The organism is Streptomyces sp. KL109B (assembly GCF_030766935.1).
Lineage (GTDB): Bacteria > Actinomycetota > Actinomycetes > Streptomycetales > Streptomycetaceae > Streptomyces.
The window spans coordinates 1,232,576-1,256,024 of record NZ_JASERL010000001.1; the positions used below are offsets into that span (position 1 = coordinate 1,232,576).

Genomic DNA, 23,449 nt, shown 5'->3' on the forward strand with positions numbered 1-23,449 from the left:
TGCGACAGTGGCGCGAAGTTGCGTGTGTGGACCGGAAGGATTGCCCCCGGAAGGGGTGAACCACTCATTCCGGCGGGAATCGCCAACAATCCTCACGAGACTGTGACGTCTCGGGCGGCGCGGTACCTCCCGGCTTCGTAGATACTGAGCCAATCGACAGCGCAGTGTGCACAGGCCGGGAGGGGCAAGCGGCACACCACGCTTTTGGGGGGCTTTGACCATGGACCCGACGAACCGGGGACCGGAAGAATTCAGCCACGACCGGCACGACCAGACGGCGGACAGCGGGGGTCGGCCGCGCCCGCCCCGCGATCCCCTGACGCCCGACTTCGGGCAGCCGTCGCCCGCGCTCGCCCGCGCCGTGCAACTCGTGTCCGGCGACTACCTGCTGACGGTGAATCCCGTCGACGGCAGCGAGATCGAACCCTGCCCGCCCGGCGAGCGCCCGGAGCGGCCCGCCAAGTACGACGCCACCGAACGCGCGGCGCTCGCCCGCGCCGCACGCCCGCCGCTGCCACCGGGCCCCGCACAGCCCCAACTCCCGCTCCTGGAACGGCAGGAGGAGCGCGAGCGGCTCGTACGCCTCCTCGCGCGCGGGCGCTCCGTCCGGCTCACCGGGCCCTCGGGCTCCGGGCGCACGGCGCTGCTCGACCAGGTCACCGAGGACTGCGCCGACATCGCGCCCGACGGCGTCGTCCGGCTCTGCGGCCACCGGCGCTCCGTCGAAGACCTGCTGTACGACCTGTTCGCCGCGGTCCACAGCGCGCCGCTGCACCGCCCCGACCGGGCGCTGCTGCTCGAACTCGTCCACGAGATCGGCGCCGTCGTCGTCCTCGACGACCTCGAATTCGGCGGCGCCGCGCTCGACGAACTCCTCGAAGCGACGCCCGAGTGCGCCTTCCTGCTGGCCGCCACGCCCGACGTACCGGCGCCGTCCCCGGACTCGCACGTCGAGGAGGTCTTCCTCGCCGGACTCGGCCGCGTCGGCGGACAGGAACTCCTGGAGCGTGCCGTCGGCCGGGTGCTCACCGACGAGGAGGCGCAGTGGGCCGCCGACCTCTGGTTCGAGTCCGAGGGCCTGCCGCTGCGCTTCGTCCAGGCCGGCGCCCTGCTGCGGCAGCGCGACCGACTGAGCGCCGGCGCGGGGGAGTTCGACGCGTTCGGCTCGTACGAGGGTCCGGGCGCGGCCCCCGTCGACGCCCCCTTCGACGCACCTTTCGGCGCGCCCGCCGACGCCGCTTTCGGCGCACCCGCAGACGCCGCCTTCGACGCGCCTTTCGACGCCGCAGACGGGCACAGCGTGCCGCTGCCCGCGCTCGCCGAGGCCGCCGCGCCCGCCGCGCTGCTCGCCTCCCGGCTCAGCGGCTCGGCCCGCGCCACCCTTGAGTTCGCGGTCGCGCTCGGCGGCGAGATCCCGCACCAGGCGCATCTGCCGGCCCTCATCGGGGACACCCACGCCGACGCCGCCCTCGCCGAACTCGTCTCCTGCGGCCTCGTCACGCCCGTCGGCGCCCGCTACCGCCTCGCGGCCGGGGTGCGCCAGCAGTTGGAGACCGCGGGCTACGGCACCGACAGCGCCGCGCGCGGGCGCACCGCCGCCCGGCACTACGCCTGGTGGGCCGCGCACCCGTCCGTCGGGCCCGAGCGGACGGCCGCCGAATCCGACGCCCTGCTCGCCGCGCTCTCGGCGACCACCGACCCCGACGGCTCCGTGGAACTGGCCCGCGCCGCCGCGCCGGCCTTCGCCGCCGGGCTCGCCTGGAGCGCGTGGGAGCGCGCCCTCGGGGCCGGCGTCGAAGCGGCGCGCACCACGGGGCAGGTGTCCGAAGAGGCGTACTTCCACCACGAGTCGGGCGTCCTCGCGCTCCTCGGCGGGCAGCTGGACCGGGCCCGCGTCGAGCTGGAGTCCGCCCTCGCGCTGCGCGGCGCCGCCGCGGACAAGCGCGGCACGATCGCCGCGCGCCGGGCCCTCGCCCTGGTCGCCGACCGCTCGGGCGGCGCGGCGGCGGGGGAGGAGATCCCCGAGGCGATGTACGAGGAGTCGGCCTCGCCCCCCGGCGGCGTCCCGTCCTACGCCCAACTGCCCCAAGAGGCGGACGACCCCGAGACCCTGGTGACCCGCCAGGCCGCCCCAACACCCACTCCACCCGCCCCGACCGTCGTCGGCGGCGCCAAGGCACCCTCCCGCAAATCGGTGGTCAGCGGGGCCCGCCGCAACATGGTGGCGGCCGGCGCGGGCGCGCTGCTCGCGGCGGTGCTCGGCACGGTCGTCACGCTCGGCGCCACGTCGGGCAACGACGACCCGCCGTCGAACAAGGTCGACACGAATCCGTCGGCGACGGCGGGGGAGAACGGCGGGGAACTCGGCGCGGACGAGGCGAACAAGGGTGTCGGCGGAGGAGGCGGAGGCGACGCCTCGACCTCGGCACCGGCGGGCCCCGACGGCATCCCGAACACCTCGGACGACCCGACCCCGTCCTCCGGCGCCACCGACGAGCCCTCCGACTCCCCGAGCGGCTCCAAGACCCCGGCCGACCCGTCGAAGCCCCCGACCAAGTCCCCGTCGAAATCCCCGTCGAAGCCCCCACCCACAACCCCGTCGAAGCCGCCCCCCACAACGACCACCCCGACACCAACACCAACACCGACGCCGACGAAGCCCACGGAGACGGCAACGACCCCGACTACCCCGAACACCTCGGACACGGCAAGCGGCCCGATCACCCAGACACCGACGACGACATCAACCATCTGACCACCGACACCATTCAAGCCCCGCCGACGCTTGAGGCGCGGAGCCCCGTGACGTCAACCCCGGTTCGGCATGATCAAGCCCCGCCGGCGCTTGAGGCGCGGGGCCCGGGGCAGAGCCCCGCGACGTCAACCACGGCCCCGCGCAACAACAACCCGGCTCAGAACAGCCGCAGCTTGTCGTCCTCGATCCCACGAAGCGCGTCATAGTCCAGCACGGCGCAACCGATCCCCCGGTCCGTCGCCAGCACCCTCGCCTGCGGCTTGATCTCCTGCGCCGCGAAGATCCCCTTCACCGGCGCAAGATGCGGATCCCGGTTCAACAGCTCCAGATACCGCGTGAGTTGCTCGACCCCGTCGATCTCCCCCCGCCGCTTGATCTCGACGGCCACGGTCTGCCCGTCCGCGTCCCGGCACAGAATGTCGACCGGCCCGATCGCCGTCATGTACTCGCGGCGAATCAGCGTGTAGCCCTCGCCGAGCGTGTCGATCCGATCCGCGAGCAGCTCCTGGAGGTGCGCCTCGACGCCGTCCTTGATGAGCCCGGGGTCCACCCCGAGCTCGTGCGAGGAGTCGTGGAGGATCTCCTCCATCGTGATGATGAGCTTCTCGCCCGCCTTGTTGATGACGGTCCACTTGCCCTCGTCCTCACCGCTGCCCTCCTTCAAGGTGCACGGCGGCGACATCCAGTTGAGGGGCTTGTAGGCACGGTCGTCCGCGTGGATCGAGACGCTGCCGTCCGCCTTCACGAGGATGAGGCGGGGTGCCGACGGAAGATGGGCGGTGAGCCGGCCCGCGTAGTCCACGGAGCAACGGGCGATGACGAGACGCATGGTCGGCAACGCTACTCGACGCACACTGGTCGACGCACTTCGCCCTAATAACCACGCGTAAGCATCCGTAAGCACGCTAAGCACGCGTTCGCCATTGGCCGGTTGTGTACGAAGCGATGCCCCTACGCCCTGTTGCCGTCCGGACACGTTCCCTACCGTAGAAGACAGGAGGTCGCGGCGCGTGCACGCTGCGTGTTCCAACGGCCGTGCGTGCCGGGGACTTCTGCCCTGTCCGTCAGCCCCCGCTCCCCGGGGGTGCGAGAGGAGAACTCATGTCGCTCGACGTCTCACCGGCACTGTTGGATCAGGCCGAGCGAGGCGAGGTCGACGAAAAGGACTTCGTCGACTGCGTCCGGACCTCCCTGCCTTACGCGTGGGAGATGATCAGCTCCCTGGTGGCCCAGCTGAAGGTCGACGGCGGAGAGTTCGCCGACAACCAGACGCCGCCCCCGGACGAGCAGGCACGCGGACAGCTTCTGCGTGCGCTCGCGAGTGACGCGATACGGGGCGCGCTGCAGCGGCACTTCGGTGTCCGCCTCGCGTTCCAGAACTGCCACCGGGTCGCGGTGTTCCCGCAGGACCCGTCGGTGGACGAGACGCTCGCCCGCTTCACCTCGGCCCGCAATCAGCTGCTCAACCAGTCACCGGAACTGCGTGACTGCTGATGGCTGAGGACTGAGGGCGTAACAGCCTTCTGCCTGCCGTCCCGTATGCGGGAGGTGCATCTATACGGGTCGGCAGGCGCCGAGGTGAAGTGCCCGAGGGGTCAGTCGAGTTGGGGAAGGACCTCGGCTCCGAGCCGTCGTACGTTCTCCTCCGTCGCCGTGAGATCCCCCGAGCCCTCGACGAGCAGCGCGAACCGCGTGATCCCGGTCCGCTCCGAGGTGGCCGCGAGCCGGTCCGCGCACAGCTGCGGGCTGCCGACCGGGTGCAGGGAGCACAGCAGCTCCGTGTACGCGTGCGGGTCGCGCATCGCCCGTGCCCTGCCGTCGACCGTCACATGGGCGTCAAGCCCCTGCTTCAGCCAGCCCGGCATCGCCTTCAGGAGTGTCTCCCCGGCCTCCGACTCGCTGTCACCGATCTGGGCGACACCGGCGGACACGTGCGGGGCCGCGAGGATCTCCTCGCCGGAGCGCCCGGCCTCGCGCGCGCAGCGCCGCCACAGGCCGACCATCTCGGCCTTCTCCTCGTCCCCGATGTGCATGCCGAGCAGCATCGGAAGGCCCCGCTCGGCGGCGAGCCGCACCGTCTTCGGCGACGTACAGGCGACGACGACTTCCGGCCCTTCGCCGCCGGCCCCGCCGATCGCCTCGGCCGGGCGCGGCACCACCGGCACCTCGCGGAAGGCGAAGCGCTCGCCCGCACCCCCGACCTGCTCCTCCCGCAGCCACCGAAGGAGCAGGTCCAGCGATTCCGGGAACCCCTTCTCGTACGCCTCGACGCCCGACCCGAAGACCTCCAGGTCCACCCAGGGCCCGCCGCGGCCGACGCCCAGCGAGAACCGGCCGCCGGACGTGACGTGCAGCAACGCCGCCTGCTCGCCGAGGGCGACGGGGTGCGCGGTCGGCAGCACGCTCACCGCCGTGCCGACCCGCAGCGTGTTCGTGCGGCCGAGCAGCAGCGCGGCCAGCGTGACGGCCGACGGGCACGTCCCGTACGGCACGAAGTGGTGTTCGGCGAGCCACACCGAGTCGAGCCCCGCCTCTTCGGCGACCTCGGCGGATCGCACCGCGCGGTGCAGTGCCTCCCCCTGCCCCTGACCCGGAAACTGAGCGGCCAAAACAAACGTTCCTACGCGCATCGCACTCCTGCCTTCCCTGGCGCCGGCGCGGGCACTCCCCCTGAAGGCAATAACGTGTGGCAAGTGCCAAAGACACGGCCTCGCAAGAAGATTGGCGGATTTTCCGGCTGCCGTTGACGGCGGACCGGCCGGACGGCTTTCGGGTGCCCCCGGCCCTTCGGCGTAGGCTGGACACGATCTCCCGCTCCGTTCAGACATCCCGAGGTGAGACGTGTCTCCGCGCCGCAACCGCCCCAAGGCAGGCGGAACGTCCAGCAGCAGCGAGTCCACCGGGAGCGAGGGCGGCGCAAGGCGCTACGGCGGGTTCCAGTTCACGGAGAGCTGGCAGGGCGAGCAGTGGAGCGTGCGCCATGTGGCGGGCGCGAGCGCGGTCGGCAAGACGTACCGCTGCCCCGGCTGCGACCAGCAGATCTCCTCCGGGGTCGCACATGTGGTGGCCTGGCCGGAGTACGGGGGAGTGGACGACCGGCGGCACTGGCACAAGGCGTGCTGGAACGCGAAGGACCGCCGCACCACGAAGGTGCAGCGGTCCAAGAACGCGCCGCGCTACTGAACTTCCGCCAGTACGCCTGAGTGCGCCTGACTACGCCCGAAGGCGCCCGAATACGCCTACACGTCGCGGTTGTTGAGGGACACGAACGCCCCGCCGAGCACCACCGCCGTGATCACCGCCATGATCCACAGCGGGTCCCAGCCGGTCGGCCCCGAGCCCCCGGTCACCGAGTTGTCGTAGAGCACGGCGAGCTGGCTGGGGATCGAGTACTCGAACAGGGCCTGCTGCAGGTCCTTGAGCGACTCCGCGAACATGAACATCGCCAGGACGAGCGGCAGCAGTACGACGCCGACCATGATGGTGATCGCGCCCGCCGAGTGCCGTACGAGCGTGCCGACGGCGAGACCGAGCAGGCCGAGCAGCGCGACGAACAGGCCGACGCCGAACGTCGCCTTCGCCCACGTGCCGCCGTCCGGCGAGTCCACGCCCACGATCCCCACCTGGAGCGCGCCGACGAGCGCCGCGAACACCGTGGTCAGCACCGCGACGAGGACGAAGAAGACGATCGCCTTGGCGGCGAGCACCCGGCTCCGGCTCGAGCAGGCCGTCATCGTCGTACGGATCATGCCGGTGCCGTACTCGGAGGCGATGGTCAGGACGCCGAGGGTCAGCACGCAGATGGTGCCGAGCAGGGTGCCGAAGAAGCCGAGGCCGAGGACCTGGTTGCCGCTCGGCGTCGGCCCGTTGTCGGAGGCGACCACGGCGGCCGACGCCAGGCCGATGCCGACCATGAGCACGATCATCACGCCCAGCGTCCACATCGTGGAGCGCACGGAACGGATCTTCGTCCACTCCGAGGTGAGCGCGTCCCCGAGGTGCGCCCTGCGGATCGGGATGGGCGAGGCGTACCCGGGCCCGGCGCCGGGGACGGGCGCCACCAGGGGCTGCTGCGGGGCGGCGTGGGGCGGAGGCGGCGTGCTCATCGGGCGTCCTTGTCCATCGTCGGGGCGGCGGCAGGCGGGGCCGCGGGCGGCTGCGGGGCGGCCGCGTACGGGTTCTGCTCCATGGGCGGCTGCGGCTGGGCCTGGGGCGGCGGCGGGGCGTACCAGCCGGGCTGGCCCTGGCCCGGCACCGGCATCTGCTGCGGCGGCATCATGCCGGGCGGCAGCGGTTCGTGAAGGCCCGCGCGCTGGTCGGTGGTCGAGCGGTAGTCGACGGCGCCCTGCGTCATCCGCATGTACGCCTCTTCCAGCGAGGCCTGGTGCGGCGACAGCTCCCACAGCCGGACGTCCGCGCCGTGCGCCAGATCGCTGATGCGCGGCAGCGGCAGGCCCGTGACCCGGAGCCCGCCGTCCTGCTCGGGCAGCACCTGGCCGCCCGCCTCGGTCAGCGCCGCCGTCAGCTTCTCGCGCTGCTGCGGCTCGCTGTCGGGCGTACGGACCCGGGCGAAGCCCGCCGAGTTGTGCGCGATGAAGTCCCGCACGCTCATGTCGGCGAGCAGCTGCCCGCGCCCGATCACGATCAAGTGCTCGGCGGTCAGCGCCATCTCGCTCATCAGGTGCGAGGAGACGAAGACCGTGCGCCCCTCGGAGGCGAGCGTCTTCATCAGGTTCCTGACCCAGAGGATGCCCTCGGGGTCGAGCCCGTTCACCGGCTCGTCGAAGAGCAGCACCTGCGGGTCGCCGAGGAGCGCGGCGGCGATGCCGAGCCGCTGCCCCATGCCGAGCGAGAACCCCTTGGAACGCCGCTTCGCCACTTCCTGGAGCCCGACGACGCCGAGCACCTCGTCGACCCGGCGGGCCGGGATGCCGGAGAGCTGGGCCAGGCTCAGCAGATGGCTGCGGGCGGTCCTGCCGCCGTGCACGGCCTTCGCGTCGAGCAGCGCGCCGACCTGCCGCGGAGCGTTCGGGATCTTGTTGTACGGGTAGCCGCCGATGGTCACATGTCCCGAGGTCGGCTGGTCGAGGCCGAGGATCATGCGCATGGTCGTCGACTTGCCCGACCCGTTGGGCCCGAGGAAGCCGGTCACGGTTCCCGGCCGTACCTGGAAGGAAAGGTTGTACACGGCTGTCTTCGCGCCGTAGCGCTTCGTCAGGCCGACTGCCTCGATCATTCTCCGCACCCATCGGAAGGTTCTGAGAGCTTCAGGACGTCGGGGCACACGCCCCCGTAAGGGTTAGGAGGGTATACGCGCGCTGACGGTTCCGGCCAAGAGTGAGCAAAGCGTCAGACGGGGCCGGAGGGGACGGTTCCGGCGGTGCGCAGGATCCGGGTGCCCTCCTCGCGTACGGAAGGGGACGCGGCGGCGCGCCGCACCCAGTCGTCGGGGGTGGGCCCGAGCAGCGCGGTGAGCTCGGCCGATGCCGCCATGAGCGCGCTCAGCAGCCCCGCCTGGTCGCCGCCGCCGGGGCGCGGGGCACCGGTGTCCGGGTCGACGAGGACGCCGTACTCACCCACGTACATCTGGAGTCCGGGGACGGGGGAGTCCGGGACCGTGACCCTGCGGTAGTTCGGCAGCTCGGTGGCGTCGACGGCCTTCAGCTGGGCGGTGTCGAGCCAGGAGACGACGAGGCGGCGCTCGGCGCCCGGGTCCGGGTAGGGGGCGGCGGCCACGTACCCGTTGCGCCCGATGTGCGCGGAGCAGCCGACGCCGATGCCGCGCGTGCGCACCGGCACCATCGGCACGGCGACGTCGAGCCCGAGCCGGTGCAGCTTGTACGCGACCTGGGCGGGGGAGGCGTTGGAGCCGACGGCCAGCACGGGGGTGCGGTCCGCGGACCAGCGGGGCAGCTCGTGTTCGGGGTCCAGGTCGAGGAGCCGGTCGCCGAGGAGGAGGGCGGGAGCGGTGACCGGGCGGCCGGGGTAGCTGAGCGGGGTGAGGGCGGGGACGGTGTCGTAGCCGAGGGCGGTGAGGGTGCGGGTGGGGTCGCTTGGCGCCATGGCGCCGTACGTTACGCGTCCCGCTTCTTCAGGAGTACGTAGCCGATGATCAGTGCCACGGCCACCCACACCAGCAGGATCGCGAGCCCGCCCATCGGACCGTACGGCGCGTCGTCGTCCGGCGGGGTCACCACCTGCATGACCTTGAGGCCGGCCTGGTCGGGGAAGTACTGGGCGATCTTCTTCGTCGCGGAGACGGAGCCGAGGATCGGCGAGACCAGGAAGAAGAACGGCATCAGGATGCCGAGCGAGAGCATCGGGGAGCGGAGCATCGACGCGACGCCCATCGAGAACATCGCCATGAGCGTCATGTAGACGGCGGCGCCGAGCACCGCGCGCAGCACGTTCGGGGCGCCGAGGTCCGTGCTGTGGTCGCCGAGCATCAGCTGGCCGAGGTAGAACGACGCGAAGCTGGTGATCAGCGCGATGACGAGGGCGAGCAGCGTGGCGACGGCGACCTTCGAGAACAGGAACGTGCCGCGCTGCGGGACCGCCGCGAGCGAGGTGCGGATCATGCCCGTGCTGTACTCGCCGGCCACCACGAGAACGCCGAAGACCACCATCGCGAGCTGGCCGAGGGAGAGGCCGGAGAAGGAGATGAAGGTCGGGTCGAAGGTCAGCTGGTTCTTGGCGGACATGTTGTCGAAGTCGCTGTTGGTGAGCGCGCTGATCAGCATGCCGAGGCCGACCGAGACGATGACGGCGAAGCCGAGGGTGAAGGCCGTCGAGTTCACCGATTTGATCTTGGTCCACTCGGAGCGGAGGACCTGGGCCGCGGCCATCTCAGGCCTCCCTCTTGCCGTTGTTCTCGGTGTTGTCGCGCTGCTGCCAGCCCTCGCCCCAGCCCGGCTGCGCAGGCTGCGCCTGCTGTGCCGGCTGGTCGGTGTGCGCGTGGTACTCGACCGACTCCGCCGTCAGCTGCATGAACGCCTCCTCCAGGGAGGCCTGTTGCGGGCTCAGTTCGTGCAGGACGAGCTGGTGGCTCGCGGCGAGTTCGCCGAGTTCCTCGGGGGAGTGGCCGTCGACCTCGAGCGAGCCGTTGCCGGTCTCCACGACCGTGATGCCGGACCTGTGCAGCACGTCGAGCAGGCGCTCGCGCTGCGGGGAGCGGAGGCGTACGTAGGCGCGGGAGTTCTGCCGGATGAACTCCGGCATCGACATGTCGGCGAGGAGGCGCCCCTGCCCGATGACGACGAGGTGGTCGGCGGTGAGTGCCATCTCGCTCATCAGGTGCGAGGAGACGAAGACCGTACGGCCCGCCGCCGCGAGTGACTTCATCAGGTTGCGGATCCAGTGGATGCCCTCGGGGTCGAGGCCGTTGACCGGCTCGTCGAACATCAGGATCTGCGGGTCGCCGAGGAGTGCGCCCGCGATGCCGAGGCGCTGGCCCATGCCGAGCGAGAAACCCTTCGCCTTCTTCTTGGCGACCGCCGTGAGGCCGACGGTGTCGAGCACCTCGTGTACGCGGCTCTTGGGGATGCCGTTCGACTGCGCGAGGCACAGGAGGTGGTTGTAGGCGCTGCGGCCGCCGTGCATCGCCTTCGCGTCGAGGAGCGCGCCGATGTAGCGCAGCGGGTCCTTGAGCTGGGCGTAGTGCTTGCCGTCGATGTGGACGTCGCCGGCCGTCGGGTTGTCGAGGCCGAGCATCATCCGCATGGTGGTGGATTTGCCGGCGCCGTTGGGGCCAAGGAATCCGGTGACGATTCCTGGGCGGACGGAGAAGGTGAGGTCGTCGACGGCGGTTTTCTCGCCGTAGCGCTTGGTCAGCCCCGAGAGCTCGATCATGCCGCCACGCTAAATCGTGACAAAGCCCCCGGCCACTTAAGTGGGACCGGGGGCCGTCGTTGCGCCAATCAAGCCCCGTCGGCGATTGGTGACCGGGGCAAATCAAGCCCCGCCGGCGATTGAGGCGCGGGGTCCGGGGCGGAGCCCCGCGGCCTCAGCCCCGGCGTGGGTTGCGCTCCCGGGGCTCTGCCCCGGACCCCGCTGCTCAATCGCCGCAGGGGCTTGAATGGCCTACCGGGACTGCTGGGCCGGGACGCCGCGGGAGATGGGCTCGTCCTCCGCCGGGGCGCCCGCGGCGGCGACGGCCGCGCCCGTGAGGGTGGCCAGCATCTCGCGGACGTTCGTGAGCTGCGCGTTGATCGAGTCGCGGCGATTCGTGAGCGCCGCGAGCTCGCGCTCGGACTCCGACCGGATGCGGTCCGCCTTCGCGTTCGCGTCCGCCACGATGTCCTCGGCCTGACGCTGCGCCGTCTCCACCGTCTGCCGCGCACGGCGCTCGGCGTCGGTGCGGAGCTTCTCGGCCTCCAGGCGGAGCTGCTCCGCGCGGTGCTCGATCTCGGCGAGGCGCTTCTCGGCCTTGGCCTGACGCGAGGCGAGGTCGCGCTCCGACTGCTCGCGGCGCTTGGCCAGGTTCGTCTCGAAGTCGGCGGCGGCCTGCGCGGCCTTGGCGCGGGTCTCCTCGAAGAGGGCGTCCGCCTCCTCGCGCTTGGACTGCGCGTCCTTCTGCGCCTCGGTGCGCAGCGCGGTGGCCTCGCCCTTGGCCTTCTCGACGATCCGAACGCCCTCGTCCTCGGCCTTGGCCTTGCGCTCGGCGGCGAACGACTCCGCGTCGTTGCGCACCTGCTGGGCCGCGGACTCGGCGAGCTCCCGGTGCTGCTCGGCCGCCCTGCGGGCCTCTTCGCGCAGGTCCTTGGCCTCCTCCTCGGCGAGGCGGAGGATCTTCTCGACGCGGGCGCCGAGGCCGGCGTACGACGGCTCCGCGTCGTTCACCTGCGCCTGAGCGTTCTGCGTCTCGAGGTGCAGTTCCTCGATGCGCTTTTCCAGAGCAGTGATGCGGGCAAGAGCGCTGTCACGGTCGGAGACGAGCTTGGAGATCCGTTCGTCCACCTGAGCGCGGTCGTACCCACGCCGCACAAGCTCGAAGCCGTAGGGGGAAGTGTCGCTCATGGGGTTCCTGTCGAATGAGACCGGTGAGGTGATAGGGGGAATCCTAGGGGGCGTAGCGGCGTGTCATCGGGCAGATGCCGGTTTGATCAGGCTTCAGCTCTAAAATGTCACCCCTTTTGAGTGGCGTAGGGACTGAGTGCTTGCCAGGAACAAGGTCAAAGGTCCTTGGTGAGCACGGTCGTTGGCCGGATGGCTAGCCCTCTGACCCCTTGCCACTCGAACGTGTGGCACCCGCCGAGGCCCCAGCCTTGACGCCACCCGCGGCGGAGCCGCTATTGGACCCTGTCTTGCCTCCCCCGCCGGACGGAGCCTCAAAACTCTCCAACGCCTCCAGAACGTCCTGGACACGGGAGATCTCGGCATTGATGTCCTCGCGGCGCCTGACCAGCACGTCGAGTTCCCGCTGGCCCTTTTCGAGCATGGCGGTGGCCTCCTGCTCGGCATCCGACTTGATCTTGTCGGCCTCGCGGGAGAGTTCGGCCTTCTTCTGCTCGGCTTCCTTGAGGAGCCCTTCGGCCTTCTTCACGGCGGCGATACGGACCCTGCCGGCCTCCGAATTGGCTTCGCTGAGCATCTCCTTGGCCTTGGACTGCGCCTCGGAGAGCTGCTCCTCGGCCGCCTTGACCAGGGCGTCACAGCGCTCGCCCGCGCTCTTCATGGCTTCCGCGGACTCGCGGCGCGCGTGCTCGTGCAGCTCCTCGATCTCGGCCGTGATCCGGTCGCGCAGCTCCTCGGCGCGCTCCCTGATCTGCGTCGCGTCCCGGCGCGCGCCGACCAGCAACTCGTCCGCGTCCGTACGGGACTTCTCCACGATCGAGTTGCCCTCGACGGTCGCCTCGGAGACCAGGCGCTCGGCCTCCGTGCGGGCCGCGCCGACCATCGTGTCGGCCTGCGACTCCGCGTCGGCGGTGGTCTTCTGCGCCGTCTCCTGGGCGTCCCGGGTCAGCTTGTCGGCCTCGGTCGCGGACTCCGTGATGAGCTTGTCGACCTGCTCAGCGGCCTCCGTACGCCGCTTGTTGGCGTCCTTGCGGGCCTCGTCCAGGGTGCGCTCGGCCTCCTCGCGGGCGGCCGTCGTGATGGACTCGGCCTCCGCCGCGGCGTCCGCCTTCACGCGCTCCGATTCGGTGCGGATCCGCTCGGCGTGCTGCTGGGCGGAGGCGACCGTCTCGGCGGCCTCGGCGCGCAGCCGCTCCGCGTCGCCGGACGCGTCCGAGATCAACTTCTCGGCCTTGGCGACGGATTCGGCGCGGACCCGCTCGGCCTCGGTCTGCGTCTCGGTCGTCAACTGCTCGGCCGCGGCCGTCGATTCGGCGCGCAGCCGCTCGGCCTCCGTGGTCGCGTCGGCGACGCGCTTCTCGGCCTGCGCGGTGGACTCGGCGGTCAGCCGCTCGGCCTCCGTCGTGGCGTCGCCGACCAGCTGCTCGGCGCGCTCCGTGGACTCGGTGCGGACCCGCTCCGCCTCCGCGTTGGTCTCCGTCGTCAGGCGCTCGGCCTCCGCCGTCGCCTCGGTGATCAGCGTGTCGGCCTGCGTCGCCGCGTCGGAGCGGATCCGGTTGGCGTCCTCGCGGGCGTCCGCGCGGGTGCGCGAGGCGTCCTGGTCGGCGGCCGAGCGCAGGTCCGAGGCCTCCGTACGGACCTGCTGGGCGTGCTCCGTGGCGTCCGTGCGCAGCCGCTCCGCCTCGGTGAACGCCTCCGAGACCGTGCGCTCCGCCATGGCCTTGGCGGCCTCCGCCTCCGCGGTGGCGTCGGCGCGCACCCGGTTCGCGTCCTCGGTGGCGCGCTCGCGCTCCGCGTACGCGTCCGCGCGGACCCGGTCGGCCTCCTCCTGCGCCTCCGTCTTCGTACGCTCCGCCGCGTGCTCGGCGGCGGACCGCAGCCCGGTGATCTCCTCCTGGGCCTGCTCGTGCAGACCGGCCACGGAGTCGCGCACCTGCTGCGCCGTCTGCTCGGCGGTGGAGACCATCTCGGTCGCCCGCTGGTCCGCCTCCTCGACCAGACGTACGGCCTCGGCCTGCGCCTCCTCGACACGCGCGCGTGCCACGGCGAGCAGTTCCTCGCTCTGCTCGCGGGCCCGCTCGCGCTCCTGGTCGGCCTCCTCGCGCGCGGAGCCGAGCGTCTCCTCGGCCTCGCGGCGCCGCCTGGCCGCCTCCTCCTGGGCCGCGGACAGCGTCTCGGCGGCCTCGGCGGCGATCCGCTCGGCGGCGGTCTGCGCCTCGGCGCGGATCCGGTCGGCGGACTCCTGCGCCTCCGTCTTGAGCCGCTCGGCCTCGGTGGCGGCCTCGGTACGCAGTCGTACGGCGGCGTTCTCGGCCTCGGAGCGGGTCGTCGACGCGTCGGACGCGGCCTCCGTACGCAGGCGCTCGGCCTCCGCCTCGGCCTGCTGCTGCACCGTACGCGCGCGTTCCGCGGCGTCCGCGCGCATCCGCTCGACCTCGTCGGCGGCCTCGCGGCGCAGCGTCTCGCCCTGCTCCCGCGCCTCGTTCAGCGTCGTCTCCGACGCGGTCAGGCGCTCCTCGGCCTCCGTGTGCAGGCGGGTCAGCTCGCGGGCCGCCTCGTCCTGCTTGGCCCGCATCGCCTCCTCGGCCTCGTCCTTGAGCGCCTGCGCCGCGCTCTCCGCCTCGGACCTGGTGGTCTCGGCCTGCTCCTCGGCCTCGGTGCGGTAGCGCTCGGCCTCCGCGCGCGTGCGCTCCAGGGTCTCCTCGGCCTGCTTGCGCAGCGACGTGGCGCGCTCGATGGCCTCCGTGCGGACCCGCTCGCTCTCCTCCGTCGCGTTGCCGCGCAGCTCGTCGGCGTCCGCCTTCGCCTTGGCGAGGAGCTGCTCGGCGGTGCTGGCGGCCTCCTCGATCTGCTGGACGGACTCGCGGCGGGCCTCGGCCCGGATCCGCTCGCCCTCCTCGACGGCCTCGGCCCGCAGCTGCTCGGCCTCGCCGCGAAGGCGCCGCGCCTCCTCCTGGAGCTCGACGGTCTTGGCGCGGTACTCCTTGGTGTCGTCCTTGGCCGCGCCCTTGAGTTCCGTCGCCACGTCGTGCGCCTCGGCGCGCAGCCGGTCGGCCTCCGCCTCGGCCTCGCTGCGGATCCGCTCCGCCTCGTCGGCGGCGGCCTTCGTCGTCGTCTTCGCTTCCTCGGACGCCTTGTTGAGCACGTCCTCGGCGGTGCGGGCGGCCTTCGCGAGCTCGCCCGCGGTCTCCTCGGCGGTGACCGTACGGGCCTTCTCCTTGGCCTCGGCGATCAGCTTCTCGCCCTCGGCGCGCGCGTCGGCGACGACCTGCTCGGCCTCCGACTTGGTGGCCTCGGCCTCCTTGGTCGCCTCCTGCACGAGGCGAGCCACCTGCTCCTTCGCGGTGCGGGTGCGCTGCTCGTTCGTGGACTCGGCGCTCGCGAGCTGCTTGGCCGCGGCGTCCTTGGCCTCCGCGAGCACCTTGTCGGCCTCGGCGCGGGCCTCGCGCAGCGCGCTGTCCGCCTCGGCGATCTTCTGCTCGGCGGCGCGGCTCAGCTCGCCGGAGCGGCGCCGGGCCTGCTCCGACTCCTCGCTCGTCGACGTACGCAGCTGCTCGGCGTGGTCGGTCGCCTCCTGCGCCTGCGTCGACGCCGCGTTCAGCAGGCGCTCAGCGTCCTGCCGGGCGCGGGCCAGGATCTGCTGCGCCTCGGTGCGCGCGTCCTCGGCCTCGGACGTGAGCCGCTGGCGGGCCTGCTCGGAGACCCGCTCGGCCTCCGCGCGGGCGGCGGCGAGGGCCTGGTCGGCCTCGGCGCGGGACTCGTCGAGGAGGCGGCGGGCCTGCTGCTCGGTACGCGCGCGCAGTTGCTCGGCCCACTGCACGTTCTCGTTGACGTGGTTCTCGACCGTGCGGCGGCGCTCGGACAGCTCCTGGTCGAGCTGCTGGCGGCGGTTGACCGCCTCCGTGTGCAGCTCGGACTGGAGCCGGGACTGCTGCTCGGCGTGTTCCTGGAGGATCCGCTGGGTCTGCGCGCGGGCCTCGCGCAGCTCGCGCTCGGCGTCGGCGCGCAGCTGATCGGCCTGGATCTGCGCGTTACGGAGGAGCTGCTCGGCCTGATAGCCGATGTCCGACCCGTCGTAGGCAGGCCGGGACGCGAGGCTGCGGCGCGCCTCGTGCAGCTTGGCGCGCAACACCTCCACCTGGTAGCCGAGGTCCTCGGCGTGCTGGACGGCCTTCTCCCGATCGGTCTTCAGCCGGTCCATCTCGGCTTCGAACCGCGAGAGATGGTCGGTCTCAGCCGGCCGTCGGCCGTCCTGGCTCTCGTAGCCCCGCACTGCGCGGTCCCATCCGTCCCCTGGTCGCAAGTTCTTCTTACGAGCCCCGTCCATCCCGCGAACGAGGCCCCCGGGGAATGGTGTCAGATCGAATTCGACGGTGCGGTCGGACCGTTCGGCTGGCGCCGTGTGCTGCCCGACTGTGCCCCGACCCTCGTCCCCCGATACCCGGACCCCGGCCCACGACCGGCCGTTGGAGACGGCAGCCGCCCCACAACCCTACCGGGCGGACTATGTGGAGGTCAGTGCTCCACCGAGTCCTTCGGTGCGGCGGTGACGAGTTCGGTCAGTACGCCGTGGCAGTCCTTGGGGTGCAGGAACGTGATCCGCGAGTCCATCGAGCCACGTCGCGGCTCGTCGTACAGGACTCGTACGCCCTTGTCCTTGATGTCGGCGGCGTCCGCGTCGACGTCGGCCGTGCCGAAGGCGATGTGGTGCACGCCCTCGCCGTTCTTGGCCAGCCACTTGCCGACGGCCGAGTCCTCGCGGGTCGGTTCGAGCAGCTGGAGGTAGGAGGCGCCGCCGTCGGAGGTCTCGTTGATCTTGAGCATGGCCTCGCGTACGCCCTGCTCCTCGTTGACCTCGGAGTGGAAGACCTCGAAGCCGTACGTGGCCCGGTAGAACTCGACTGTCTCGTCGAGGTTGAAGCAGGCGATCCCGATGTGGTCGATTCGCGTCAGCATGCTGTAAGTGCAGCGCGGTTCGGGGCGGTTACGCAACGTGCGCGCGATCACACCCCTGTGACGATGACGTGCGCCATACCGGTCAGTACCTTTCTAGGTAAACCCTCGTTCACTCCTCACCTCCAAGGGGCCGTGCCTCATGTCAGGAACGACCGGAACGACCGGCAGCACGTCAGTGATCGTCGCGGGCGCGCGCACGCCCATGGGCCGACTGCTCGGCTCGCTCAAGTCCTTCTCCGGAGCCGACCTCGGCGGCTTCGCGATCAAGGCCGCCCTCGACCGTGCGGGGATCGGTGGCGACCAGGTGCAGTACGTGATCATGGGTCAGGTGCTGCAGGCCGGGGCGGGGCAGATCCCGGCGCGCCAGGCCGCCGTCAAGGCGGGCATCCCGATGAACGTCCCGGCGCTCACCATCAACAAGGTGTGCCTGTCCGGGCTCGACGCCATCGCGCTCGCCGACCAACTCGTTCGCGCCGGCGAATTCGACGTGGTCGTGGCCGGCGGCCAGGAGTCCATGACGAACGCCCCGCACCTCCTCCCGAAGTCCCGTGAGGGCTACAAGTACGGCGCCGTCGAGATGCTCGACGCGATGGCGCACGACGGGCTCACCGACTCCTTCGAGAACATCCCCATGGGCGCCTCGACGGAGAAGCACAACACCCGCCTCGGCATCGCACGCCCCGAGCAGGACGAGGTCGCAGCGCTCTCCCACCAGCGGGCCGCCGCCGCGCAGAAGAACGGCACCTTCGAGGCCGAGATCACGCCCGTCGAGATCCCGCAGCGCAAGGGCGAGCCGGTCGTCTTCAGCAAGGACGAGGGCATCCGCGGCGAGACGACGACGGAGTCCCTCGGCAAGCTGCGCCCGGCCTTCGCCAAGGACGGCACGATCACCGCGGGCACCTCCTCGCAGATCTCCGACGGCGCCGCCGCGGTCGTCGTCATGAGCAAGACGAAGGCGCAGGAGCTGGGCCTTGAATGGATCGCCGAGATCGGCGCGCACGGCAACGTCGCGGGTCCGGACAACTCGTTGCAGTCGCAGCCTTCGAACGCGATCCAGCACGCCCTGAAGAAGGAGGGCCTGGAGGTCGAGGACCTCGACCTCATCGAGATCAACGAGGCCTTCGCGGCGGTCGCCGTGCAGTCAATGAAGGACCTCGGCGTGTCCTCGGAAAAGGTGAACGTCAACGGCGGGGCCATCGCCCTCGGTCACCCGATCGGGATGTCCGGCGCGCGTATCGTGCTCCACCTCGCCCTTGAGCTGAAGCGGCGCGGCGGCGGTGTCGGCGCGGCGGCGCTGTGCGGTGGCGGTGGCCAGGGTGACGCGCTGGTGGTGCGGGTACCCAAGGCGTAAGCGCCTTTCGGCGTTCGTGTTGTCTTCCTCGTACGTCTACGGGAACTGGTGAACGGAGCTGTGATGCAGGACGTCCCCACGCTGGTCGCGCAGGCGAGGGAGGGCAGGCCGCGGGCGGTCGCCCGGCTGATCTCGCTGGTGGAGGGGGCGTCCCCGCAGCTGCGCGAGGTCATGGCGGCGCTGGCACCACTGACGGGCAACGCCTACGTGGTCGGTCTGACCGGCTCACCCGGTGTCGGCAAGTCGACGTCGACATCGGCGCTGGTGAGCGCGTACCGGCGGGCCGGGAAGCGGGTCGGCGTGCTCGCGGTCGACCCGTCGTCGCCGTTCAGCGGGGGCGCGCTGCTCGGTGACCGGGTCCGGATGTCGGAGCACGCGTCCGACCCCGGCGTCTACATCCGCTCGATGGCGACGCGCGGGCACCTCGGCGGCCTCGCCTGGGCGGCGCCGCAGGCGATCCGGGTCCTGGACGCGGCGGGCTGCGACGTGATCCTGGTCGAGACGGTCGGCGTCGGCCAGTCCGAGGTCGAGATCGCCTCGCAGGCGGATACGTCGATGGTGCTGCTCGCGCCCGGGATGGGCGACGGCATCCAGGCGGCCAAGGCCGGAATCCTGGAGATCGGCGACGTGTACGTGGTCAACAAGGCGGACCGTGACGGCGCGGACGCGACCGCCCGCGAGCTGAACCACATGCTGGGCCTCGGCGAGTCCCGCGCCCCCGGCGACTGGCGCCCGCCCATCGTCAAGACCGTCGCGGCGCGCGGCGAAGGCGTCGACGAGGTCGTCGAGGCGCTGGAGAAGCACCGCGCGTGGATGGAGGAGCGGGGCGTGCTCGCGGAGCGGCGTGCGGCGCGGGCGGCCCGCGAGGTCGAGACGATCGCGGTGACCGCGCTGCGCGAACGTATCGGTGACCTGTCCGGCGACCGGCGCCTCGGCGCCCTCGCCGAGCGCATCGTGTCGGGCGACCTCGACCCGTACCGGGCGGCGGACGAACTGGTGGCGGGCCTCACCGGCGCCTGACAGGGCCCTGGCCGGGCGCCGACCGGGGCCTGGGCGGGGTCCGAGGGTCTGTCCCTGGCGGGCGGCCGCTGTTACGGTGCGGCCATGTCTTTCCTCCGTGCGTAGAGAACTCCGGTGCTTTCACGGCCCGTTGAGTTCTCGCCGCATGCCATGCCTCGGAGGAAAACCGTCATGTACGCCGCCGTGTTGCGGACCCCGTACGCCCTGCGCACCTTTGGTGCCGCCCTGCTCGGGCGTCTCTCGTACGGGACCGTCGCCCTCTCCCTGATGCTCGCCGTGACCGCCGCCACCGGCTCGTACGCCGTCGCGGGCGCGGTCATGGCGCTGTACGGCGCCGCCAGTGTGCTGCTGTCGCCGCTGCGCGCCCTGCTCATCGACCGGTACGGGCCGCGCCGCGCGCTGCCCCCGATGGCGCTGTCCTACGCGGCGCTGCTCGCGGTCTTCGCCGCGGTGGCCTGGCGGCCGGGGGCGCCGGGGCCGCTGCTCGTGGCCCTCGCCCTGCCGACCGGGGCGCTCACGCCGCCGCTCGGGCCCACGATGCGCACCGTGTGGGGGCGGATGCTGCCCGACCGGAGGCTGTTGCAGCGGGCGTACAGCCTCGACGGGGTCGCCGAGGAACTGCTGCTCGTGTGCGGTCCGTTGCTGGTGGGCGTGTTGGTGCTGTGGGCTCCGGCGGCCTTCGGGGTCGCCCTGAGCGCCGGTCTCGTGGCCGTCGGGACGCTGGTGTTCGTCGCGTCGCCGGTGGTGGCGGACGTGGCCGGGGCGCCGCGGACGGGTGGGCGGCGGCCGGCGGCCCGGGGACACGTCGCCCGTCGGCTGCGGCAGCCCGTGGTCATGACGCTCGGCGTCGGAGCGGCGCTCGGGGCGGCCGATCTGCTCGTGCTCGCGTTCGCCGAGGAGCGGGGGAGCGGTGGCGCGGCCGCGTGGGTCCTCGCGGCGCTTTCGGCGGGCAGCGCGGTGGGCGGGCTCGTGAACGGTGCCGTGGACTGGCGTGGCCCCGCGCGCACGCGGCTGGCGTTCCTGGCGGTCGGGCTCGCGGTGGCGCTGGCCGGTGCGGCGCTGGCGCCGGGGCTCGGTGCGCTTGCGGTGGCGGCGGCCGGCGCGGGGCTGTTCGTGGCGCCGGCCCTGACCACGGCGTACCTGATCGCGGACGAGTCGGTGGACGCCGGATTCCGTACGCAGGCCGGGGCGTGGGTCAACACGTCCCTGAACGCGGGGTGTTCGGCCGGATCGGCGGGTGCGGGGTTGCTGCTGGCCCACGCCCCGCTGCCGATGTGCTTCGCGGCGGCGGCCCTGGCCCCGCTCCTCGTCTCCCTCACCCCGCGGCACCGCGCCGAGCCCCTGACGAACGAGCACCCGGCACCGGTAACGGCGCCGACCGCCACGCGTGGGTGAATCAAGCCCCTCCGGCGATTGAGGAGCGGGGTCCGGGGCGGAGCCCCGAGTCCGTAACGCCGGTGCGGCGGATACAGCCCCTCCGGCCCCGGCTACCCGCAGCCCCCGGAGGGGTCAGTCGTCCTCGCCGTCGTCGTCCGACGCGTGGTCGACCGACACCGCGCCCGACTGGAAGTCCACGTGCCAGTCGTGCTGCGTACCGTCCGCCGACGTCGTCTCGACCTCCCACACCTTCACCGACCCGTCGTCGTCGGCGTCCACCGACGTCACCGTGCCCTTCGCGGCCGCGGCCTTCGCGGCGTCCTCGGCCGACGTCGACGCGTCCTTCAGCGTCGCCGCGACCCGCGCCGCGCTGTCGTCACCGTCGTCGTCGCGCTCCGTGTGGGAGCCGAGCACCTTGCCGTTGCCGGGGTCGACATCGACGTGCTGCCACTTGTTGCCCGCGCCGATCACGTCGACCTCCCAGACCAGGCGCCCGTTGTCGGAGTCGAGGTCGGCGCCGACGGCCGTGCCCGGCGTGTGCTTCAGGGCGGCGGCGATCGCGTCCTCGGCGGACACCTTCGCGCCCTTGGCCTCGTTGATCTCTTCCTGGTTGTCGCTCACGCCGTCGTCGTCCTTGACCCGCACGGACGACTGCTGCGTGGCGCTCGACGAACCGGAACCGCCGTCGTCGCCGGAGACCGCGACCGCGGTGGCCGTGCCCCCGCCCAGCAGGGCGACAGCGGCGATGGCGGAGATGACAGTGGTGCGGCGCTTCATGGGGATCCTCCCGTGGACCGTGGCGGTGTTCCGACGAGAAACACACTGCCCAACCGACCCTGAAGCCCTGCTGAAGCCACCTGAAGAACACTTCAGCTTCGACCTGCGACCCTTGCCCGTATGCGCCTGCTGATCGTCGAAGACGAGAAACGCCTCGCCCTCTCCCTCGCCAAGGGACTCACCGCCGAGGGCTACGCCGTCGACGTCGTCCACGACGGCCTCGAAGGGCTGCACCGCGCGAGCGAGGCACCGTACGACCTGCTCGTCCTCGACATCATGCTGCCCGGCATGAACGGCTACCGGGTCTGCGCCGCCCTGCGCGCCGCCGGCAACGACGTGCCGATCCTGATGCTGACCGCGAAGGACGGCGAGTACGACGAGGCGGAGGGGCTCGACACCGGCGCCGACGACTACCTCACCAAGCCGTTCTCGTACGTGGTCCTCGTCGCGCGCGTGAAGGCGCTGCTGCGGCGCCGCGGGAGCAACGGCGGCGCCAGCCCCGTGCACACCGTCGGCCCGTACGCCGTCGACACCGCCGCGCGCCGCGTCACGCACGCCGAGGACGGCGAAGTCCCGCTCACCACAAAGGAGTTCGCGGTCCTGGAGCAGCTCGTCACACGCGCGGGCGAGGTCGTGTCGAAGGGCGAGATCCTCGACCACGTCTGGGACTTCGCGTACGAGGGGGACCCGAACATCGTCGAGGTGTACATCAGCGCGCTGCGCCGCAAGCTCGGCTCCTCCCTCATCCGCACCGTGCGTGGCGCCGGGTACCGCCTGGAGGCCCCCCGATGAGGCGGCCCTTCGGCTCGGTACGGGCCCGCGCCGCCCTCGCCGCCACTCTCGTCGTAGCGGTCGCCCTGGTCGCGGCGGGCGCCACCGTGCTGTTCTCGCTGCGCGGCAACCTCACGGGTCAGGCGGACGGCGCCGCCGACTCCACCGCCCGGCACGTCGCCACGTCACTGGCCACCGGCACCGCCCCCGACGCCCTCGACCTCGACGACGACGACCCGGTCCAGGTCGTCGACGACGACGGCAAGGTGGTGGCCACGTCCGAGGACCTGGAGAAGATCTCCGGCACCGGCGCGAGCGACGTACAGCCCACCAAGGCGCGCCCCGACGACGACGGGGACGACGACAACGACGGCGACCAGCAGAGCGGCAGCGTCTCCGACCACACCGACTACACCGACGGCAGCGCCACCATCGACGGCGACGGCGCCGACTACCGGTTCGCCGCGGTCGAGGTCGAGGACACCGCGTACGGGGATCTGACCGTGTACGCGGGCGGCTCCCTCGAAGCCGAACAGGGCGCGGTGAACACGGCGTTGACCTCGATGCTGATCGGCTTCCCGGTGCTGCTCGTCATCGTGGGCGGGGTGACGTACCTGGTGACCCGGCGCGCGCTGCGGCCCGTGGAGGGCATCCGTGCCGAGATGGCCGCGATCACGGCGTCACAGGACCTCGGCCGGCGGGTACCGGAACCGGACACCCACGACGAGGTGGCCCGGCTCGCGGGCACCACGAACGAGACGCTCGCCGCGCTCCAGGACTCCATCGAGCGCCAGCGCCGCTTCGTCGCGGACGCCTCGCACGAGCTGCGCAGCCCGATCGCCTCGCTGCGCACCCAGCTCGAAGTCGGCGCCGCGCACCCGGAGTTGCTCGATGTGGACGGCGCCGTGGAGGACACGGTGCGTTTGCAGGAGCTGGCCGCCGACCTGCTCCTGCTCGCCCGGCTCGACGCGGGCGAGAAGCCGGGCGGCGCGGAGGTCGACCTCGGCGCGCTGGTGCGCGAGGAGCTGTCGCAGCGCACCCGCGACCGGCTCCCCGTCACCGTAGAGGTCGAGGATGTGCCGCAAGTCGCGGGTTCGCGCGGGCAGTTGGCGCGGGTTCTCGGCAACCTCGTGGACAACGCGCAGCGGCACGCCCGCGCCGGTGTGCACGTCACGGTGCGCGCCGCGGACGGCCGTGTGCTGCTCGGCGTCGCCGACGACGGCGCCGGGGTTCCGGAGGGGGAGCGGGAGCGGATCTTCGAGCGGTTCGTGCGGCTCGACGACGCCCGTACCCGCGACGGCGGCGGCGCGGGTCTCGGCCTCGCCATCGCGCGGGACGTGGCGGCCCGGCACGGCGGCACGCTGACGGTGCGCGCCGCGCCGGAGGGCGGCGCGCTCTTCGAACTCGCGCTGCCCGCCGCCTCCGGCTAG

19 protein-coding genes are annotated in these 23,449 nt (G+C 72.1%); 8 read left to right on the forward strand and 11 right to left on the reverse strand.

Annotated elements, in window-relative coordinates:
* The first annotated feature begins 220 nt into the window (after window positions 1-220).
* Window positions 221-2,755, forward strand: coding sequence for an ATP-binding protein (locus tag RBJ65_RS05810; protein WP_306321829.1), 2,535 nt, complete (start codon window positions 221-223; stop codon window positions 2,753-2,755).
* A gap of 157 nt (window positions 2,756-2,912) precedes the next feature.
* Here RBJ65_RS05810 and nucS read toward each other — a convergent pair whose 3' ends face one another.
* Window positions 2,913-3,584 carry an endonuclease NucS gene (nucS, locus tag RBJ65_RS05815; protein WP_306321828.1) on the reverse strand — a complete coding sequence of 224 codons (672 nt, stop codon included), beginning with the start codon at window positions 3,582-3,584 and terminating at the stop codon, window positions 2,913-2,915.
* Between the two features lie 272 nt (window positions 3,585-3,856).
* Here nucS and RBJ65_RS05820 point away from each other — a divergent pair, with 272 nt between their 5' ends.
* Window positions 3,857-4,249: an SCO5389 family protein gene (locus tag RBJ65_RS05820; RefSeq protein WP_306321827.1), complete on the forward strand. Its 393-nt coding sequence runs from the start codon at window positions 3,857-3,859 to the stop codon at window positions 4,247-4,249.
* Between the two features lie 101 nt (window positions 4,250-4,350).
* Here the strand turns inward: RBJ65_RS05820 and RBJ65_RS05825 are convergent, their stop codons facing one another.
* Window positions 4,351-5,385: an LLM class flavin-dependent oxidoreductase gene (locus RBJ65_RS05825; RefSeq protein ID WP_306321826.1), complete on the reverse strand. Its 1,035-nt coding sequence runs from the start codon at window positions 5,383-5,385 to the stop codon at window positions 4,351-4,353.
* Window positions 5,386-5,596: 211 nt separating this feature from the next.
* Between RBJ65_RS05825 and RBJ65_RS05830 the strand changes: the two genes are divergently transcribed.
* Complete coding sequence (locus RBJ65_RS05830; RefSeq protein WP_306321825.1) at window positions 5,597-5,938, forward strand: ATP/GTP-binding protein; 342 nt, start codon at window positions 5,597-5,599, stop codon at window positions 5,936-5,938.
* A gap of 56 nt (window positions 5,939-5,994) precedes the next feature.
* On the opposite strand, the gene RBJ65_RS05835 is transcribed toward RBJ65_RS05830, so the two are convergent.
* The 8 genes from RBJ65_RS05835 to mce all read right to left on the reverse strand — a co-directional run bounded on the left by RBJ65_RS05835 (window position 5,995) and on the right by mce (window position 16,723).
* Window positions 5,995-6,861, reverse strand: coding sequence for an ABC transporter permease subunit (locus RBJ65_RS05835; protein WP_306321824.1), 867 nt, complete (start codon window positions 6,859-6,861; stop codon window positions 5,995-5,997).
* A complete protein-coding gene (locus RBJ65_RS05840; RefSeq protein ID WP_306321823.1) occupies window positions 6,858-7,991 on the reverse strand; it encodes an ABC transporter ATP-binding protein in 1,134 nt (377 codons plus the stop codon). Before RBJ65_RS05840 ends, RBJ65_RS05835 begins: the two co-directional genes overlap by 4 nt.
* Before the next feature lie 113 nt (window positions 7,992-8,104).
* The gene (locus tag RBJ65_RS05845) at window positions 8,105-8,818 is read right to left on the reverse strand and encodes a hypothetical protein (protein ID WP_306321822.1); all 714 of its coding nucleotides are present in this window, start codon (window positions 8,816-8,818) and stop codon (window positions 8,105-8,107) included.
* Between the two features lie 11 nt (window positions 8,819-8,829).
* The gene (locus RBJ65_RS05850) at window positions 8,830-9,600 is read right to left on the reverse strand and encodes an ABC transporter permease subunit (protein WP_306321821.1); all 771 of its coding nucleotides are present in this window, start codon (window positions 9,598-9,600) and stop codon (window positions 8,830-8,832) included.
* A 1-nt stretch (window position 9,601) separates the two neighbouring features.
* Window positions 9,602-10,603, reverse strand: coding sequence for an ABC transporter ATP-binding protein (locus RBJ65_RS05855; protein WP_306321820.1), 1,002 nt, complete (start codon window positions 10,601-10,603; stop codon window positions 9,602-9,604).
* Window positions 10,604-10,834: 231 nt separating this feature from the next.
* Window positions 10,835-11,770: a cellulose-binding protein gene (locus RBJ65_RS05860; protein WP_306321819.1), complete on the reverse strand. Its 936-nt coding sequence runs from the start codon at window positions 11,768-11,770 to the stop codon at window positions 10,835-10,837.
* A gap of 193 nt (window positions 11,771-11,963) precedes the next feature.
* Window positions 11,964-16,040, reverse strand: a complete 4,077-nt coding sequence (gene scy / locus RBJ65_RS05865) for a polarized growth protein Scy (protein WP_306321818.1) — start codon at window positions 16,038-16,040, stop codon at window positions 11,964-11,966.
* A gap of 242 nt (window positions 16,041-16,282) precedes the next feature.
* On the reverse strand, window positions 16,283-16,723 hold the full coding sequence (gene mce, locus RBJ65_RS05870) for a methylmalonyl-CoA epimerase (protein ID WP_306321817.1): 441 nt from the start codon (window positions 16,721-16,723) through the stop codon (window positions 16,283-16,285).
* 139 nt (window positions 16,724-16,862) lie between these two features.
* Between mce and RBJ65_RS05875 the strand changes: the two genes are divergently transcribed.
* The 3 genes from RBJ65_RS05875 (at window position 16,863) to RBJ65_RS05885 (ending at window position 20,489) form a co-directional block, all read left to right on the forward strand.
* Window positions 16,863-18,074: an acetyl-CoA C-acetyltransferase gene (locus RBJ65_RS05875; protein WP_306321816.1), complete on the forward strand. Its 1,212-nt coding sequence runs from the start codon at window positions 16,863-16,865 to the stop codon at window positions 18,072-18,074.
* Window positions 18,075-18,137: 63 nt separating this feature from the next.
* Complete coding sequence (gene meaB / locus RBJ65_RS05880; RefSeq protein WP_306321815.1) at window positions 18,138-19,094, forward strand: methylmalonyl Co-A mutase-associated GTPase MeaB; 957 nt, start codon at window positions 18,138-18,140, stop codon at window positions 19,092-19,094.
* Window positions 19,095-19,265: 171 nt separating this feature from the next.
* Window positions 19,266-20,489 carry an MFS transporter gene (locus RBJ65_RS05885; RefSeq protein WP_306321814.1) on the forward strand — a complete coding sequence of 408 codons (1,224 nt, stop codon included), beginning with the start codon at window positions 19,266-19,268 and terminating at the stop codon, window positions 20,487-20,489.
* Between the two features lie 114 nt (window positions 20,490-20,603).
* Here the strand turns inward: RBJ65_RS05885 and RBJ65_RS05890 are convergent, their stop codons facing one another.
* Window positions 20,604-21,248: a PepSY domain-containing protein gene (locus RBJ65_RS05890; protein ID WP_306321813.1), complete on the reverse strand. Its 645-nt coding sequence runs from the start codon at window positions 21,246-21,248 to the stop codon at window positions 20,604-20,606.
* A gap of 120 nt (window positions 21,249-21,368) precedes the next feature.
* Between RBJ65_RS05890 and RBJ65_RS05895 the strand changes: the two genes are divergently transcribed.
* Both RBJ65_RS05895 and RBJ65_RS05900 read left to right on the forward strand, forming a co-directional pair.
* Window positions 21,369-22,040, forward strand: a complete 672-nt coding sequence (locus tag RBJ65_RS05895) for a response regulator transcription factor (protein ID WP_306321812.1) — start codon at window positions 21,369-21,371, stop codon at window positions 22,038-22,040.
* Window positions 22,037-23,449, forward strand: coding sequence for a cell wall metabolism sensor histidine kinase WalK (locus RBJ65_RS05900; protein ID WP_306321811.1), 1,413 nt, complete (start codon window positions 22,037-22,039; stop codon window positions 23,447-23,449). The genes RBJ65_RS05895 and RBJ65_RS05900 overlap by 4 nt, the downstream gene beginning before the upstream one ends.

Bases quoted from the DNA above. Each gene is read 5' to 3' on its own strand.
- RBJ65_RS05885 (WP_306321814.1), top strand. From the start codon at position 19,266: ATGTACGCCGCCGTGTTGCGGACCCCGTACGCCCTGCGCACCTTTGGT.
- RBJ65_RS05845 (WP_306321822.1), bottom strand. From the start codon at position 8,818: ATGGCGCCAAGCGACCCCACCCGCACCCTCACCGCCCTCGGCTACGAC.
- meaB (WP_306321815.1), top strand. From the start codon at position 18,138: ATGCAGGACGTCCCCACGCTGGTCGCGCAGGCGAGGGAGGGCAGGCCG.
- RBJ65_RS05825 (WP_306321826.1), bottom strand. From the start codon at position 5,385: ATGCGCGTAGGAACGTTTGTTTTGGCCGCTCAGTTTCCGGGTCAGGGG.
- nucS (WP_306321828.1), bottom strand. From the start codon at position 3,584: ATGCGTCTCGTCATCGCCCGTTGCTCCGTGGACTACGCGGGCCGGCTC.
- RBJ65_RS05855 (WP_306321820.1), bottom strand. From the start codon at position 10,603: ATGATCGAGCTCTCGGGGCTGACCAAGCGCTACGGCGAGAAAACCGCC.
- RBJ65_RS05820 (WP_306321827.1), top strand. From the start codon at position 3,857: ATGTCGCTCGACGTCTCACCGGCACTGTTGGATCAGGCCGAGCGAGGC.
- RBJ65_RS05890 (WP_306321813.1), bottom strand. From the start codon at position 21,248: ATGAAGCGCCGCACCACTGTCATCTCCGCCATCGCCGCTGTCGCCCTG.
- RBJ65_RS05875 (WP_306321816.1), top strand. From the start codon at position 16,863: ATGTCAGGAACGACCGGAACGACCGGCAGCACGTCAGTGATCGTCGCG.
- RBJ65_RS05895 (WP_306321812.1), top strand. From the start codon at position 21,369: ATGCGCCTGCTGATCGTCGAAGACGAGAAACGCCTCGCCCTCTCCCTC.
- mce (WP_306321817.1), bottom strand. From the start codon at position 16,723: ATGCTGACGCGAATCGACCACATCGGGATCGCCTGCTTCAACCTCGAC.
- RBJ65_RS05900 (WP_306321811.1), top strand. From the start codon at position 22,037: ATGAGGCGGCCCTTCGGCTCGGTACGGGCCCGCGCCGCCCTCGCCGCC.
- RBJ65_RS05860 (WP_306321819.1), bottom strand. From the start codon at position 11,770: ATGAGCGACACTTCCCCCTACGGCTTCGAGCTTGTGCGGCGTGGGTAC.
- RBJ65_RS05835 (WP_306321824.1), bottom strand. From the start codon at position 6,861: ATGAGCACGCCGCCTCCGCCCCACGCCGCCCCGCAGCAGCCCCTGGTG.
- RBJ65_RS05850 (WP_306321821.1), bottom strand. From the start codon at position 9,600: ATGGCCGCGGCCCAGGTCCTCCGCTCCGAGTGGACCAAGATCAAATCG.
- RBJ65_RS05810 (WP_306321829.1), top strand. From the start codon at position 221: ATGGACCCGACGAACCGGGGACCGGAAGAATTCAGCCACGACCGGCAC.
- RBJ65_RS05840 (WP_306321823.1), bottom strand. From the start codon at position 7,991: ATGATCGAGGCAGTCGGCCTGACGAAGCGCTACGGCGCGAAGACAGCC.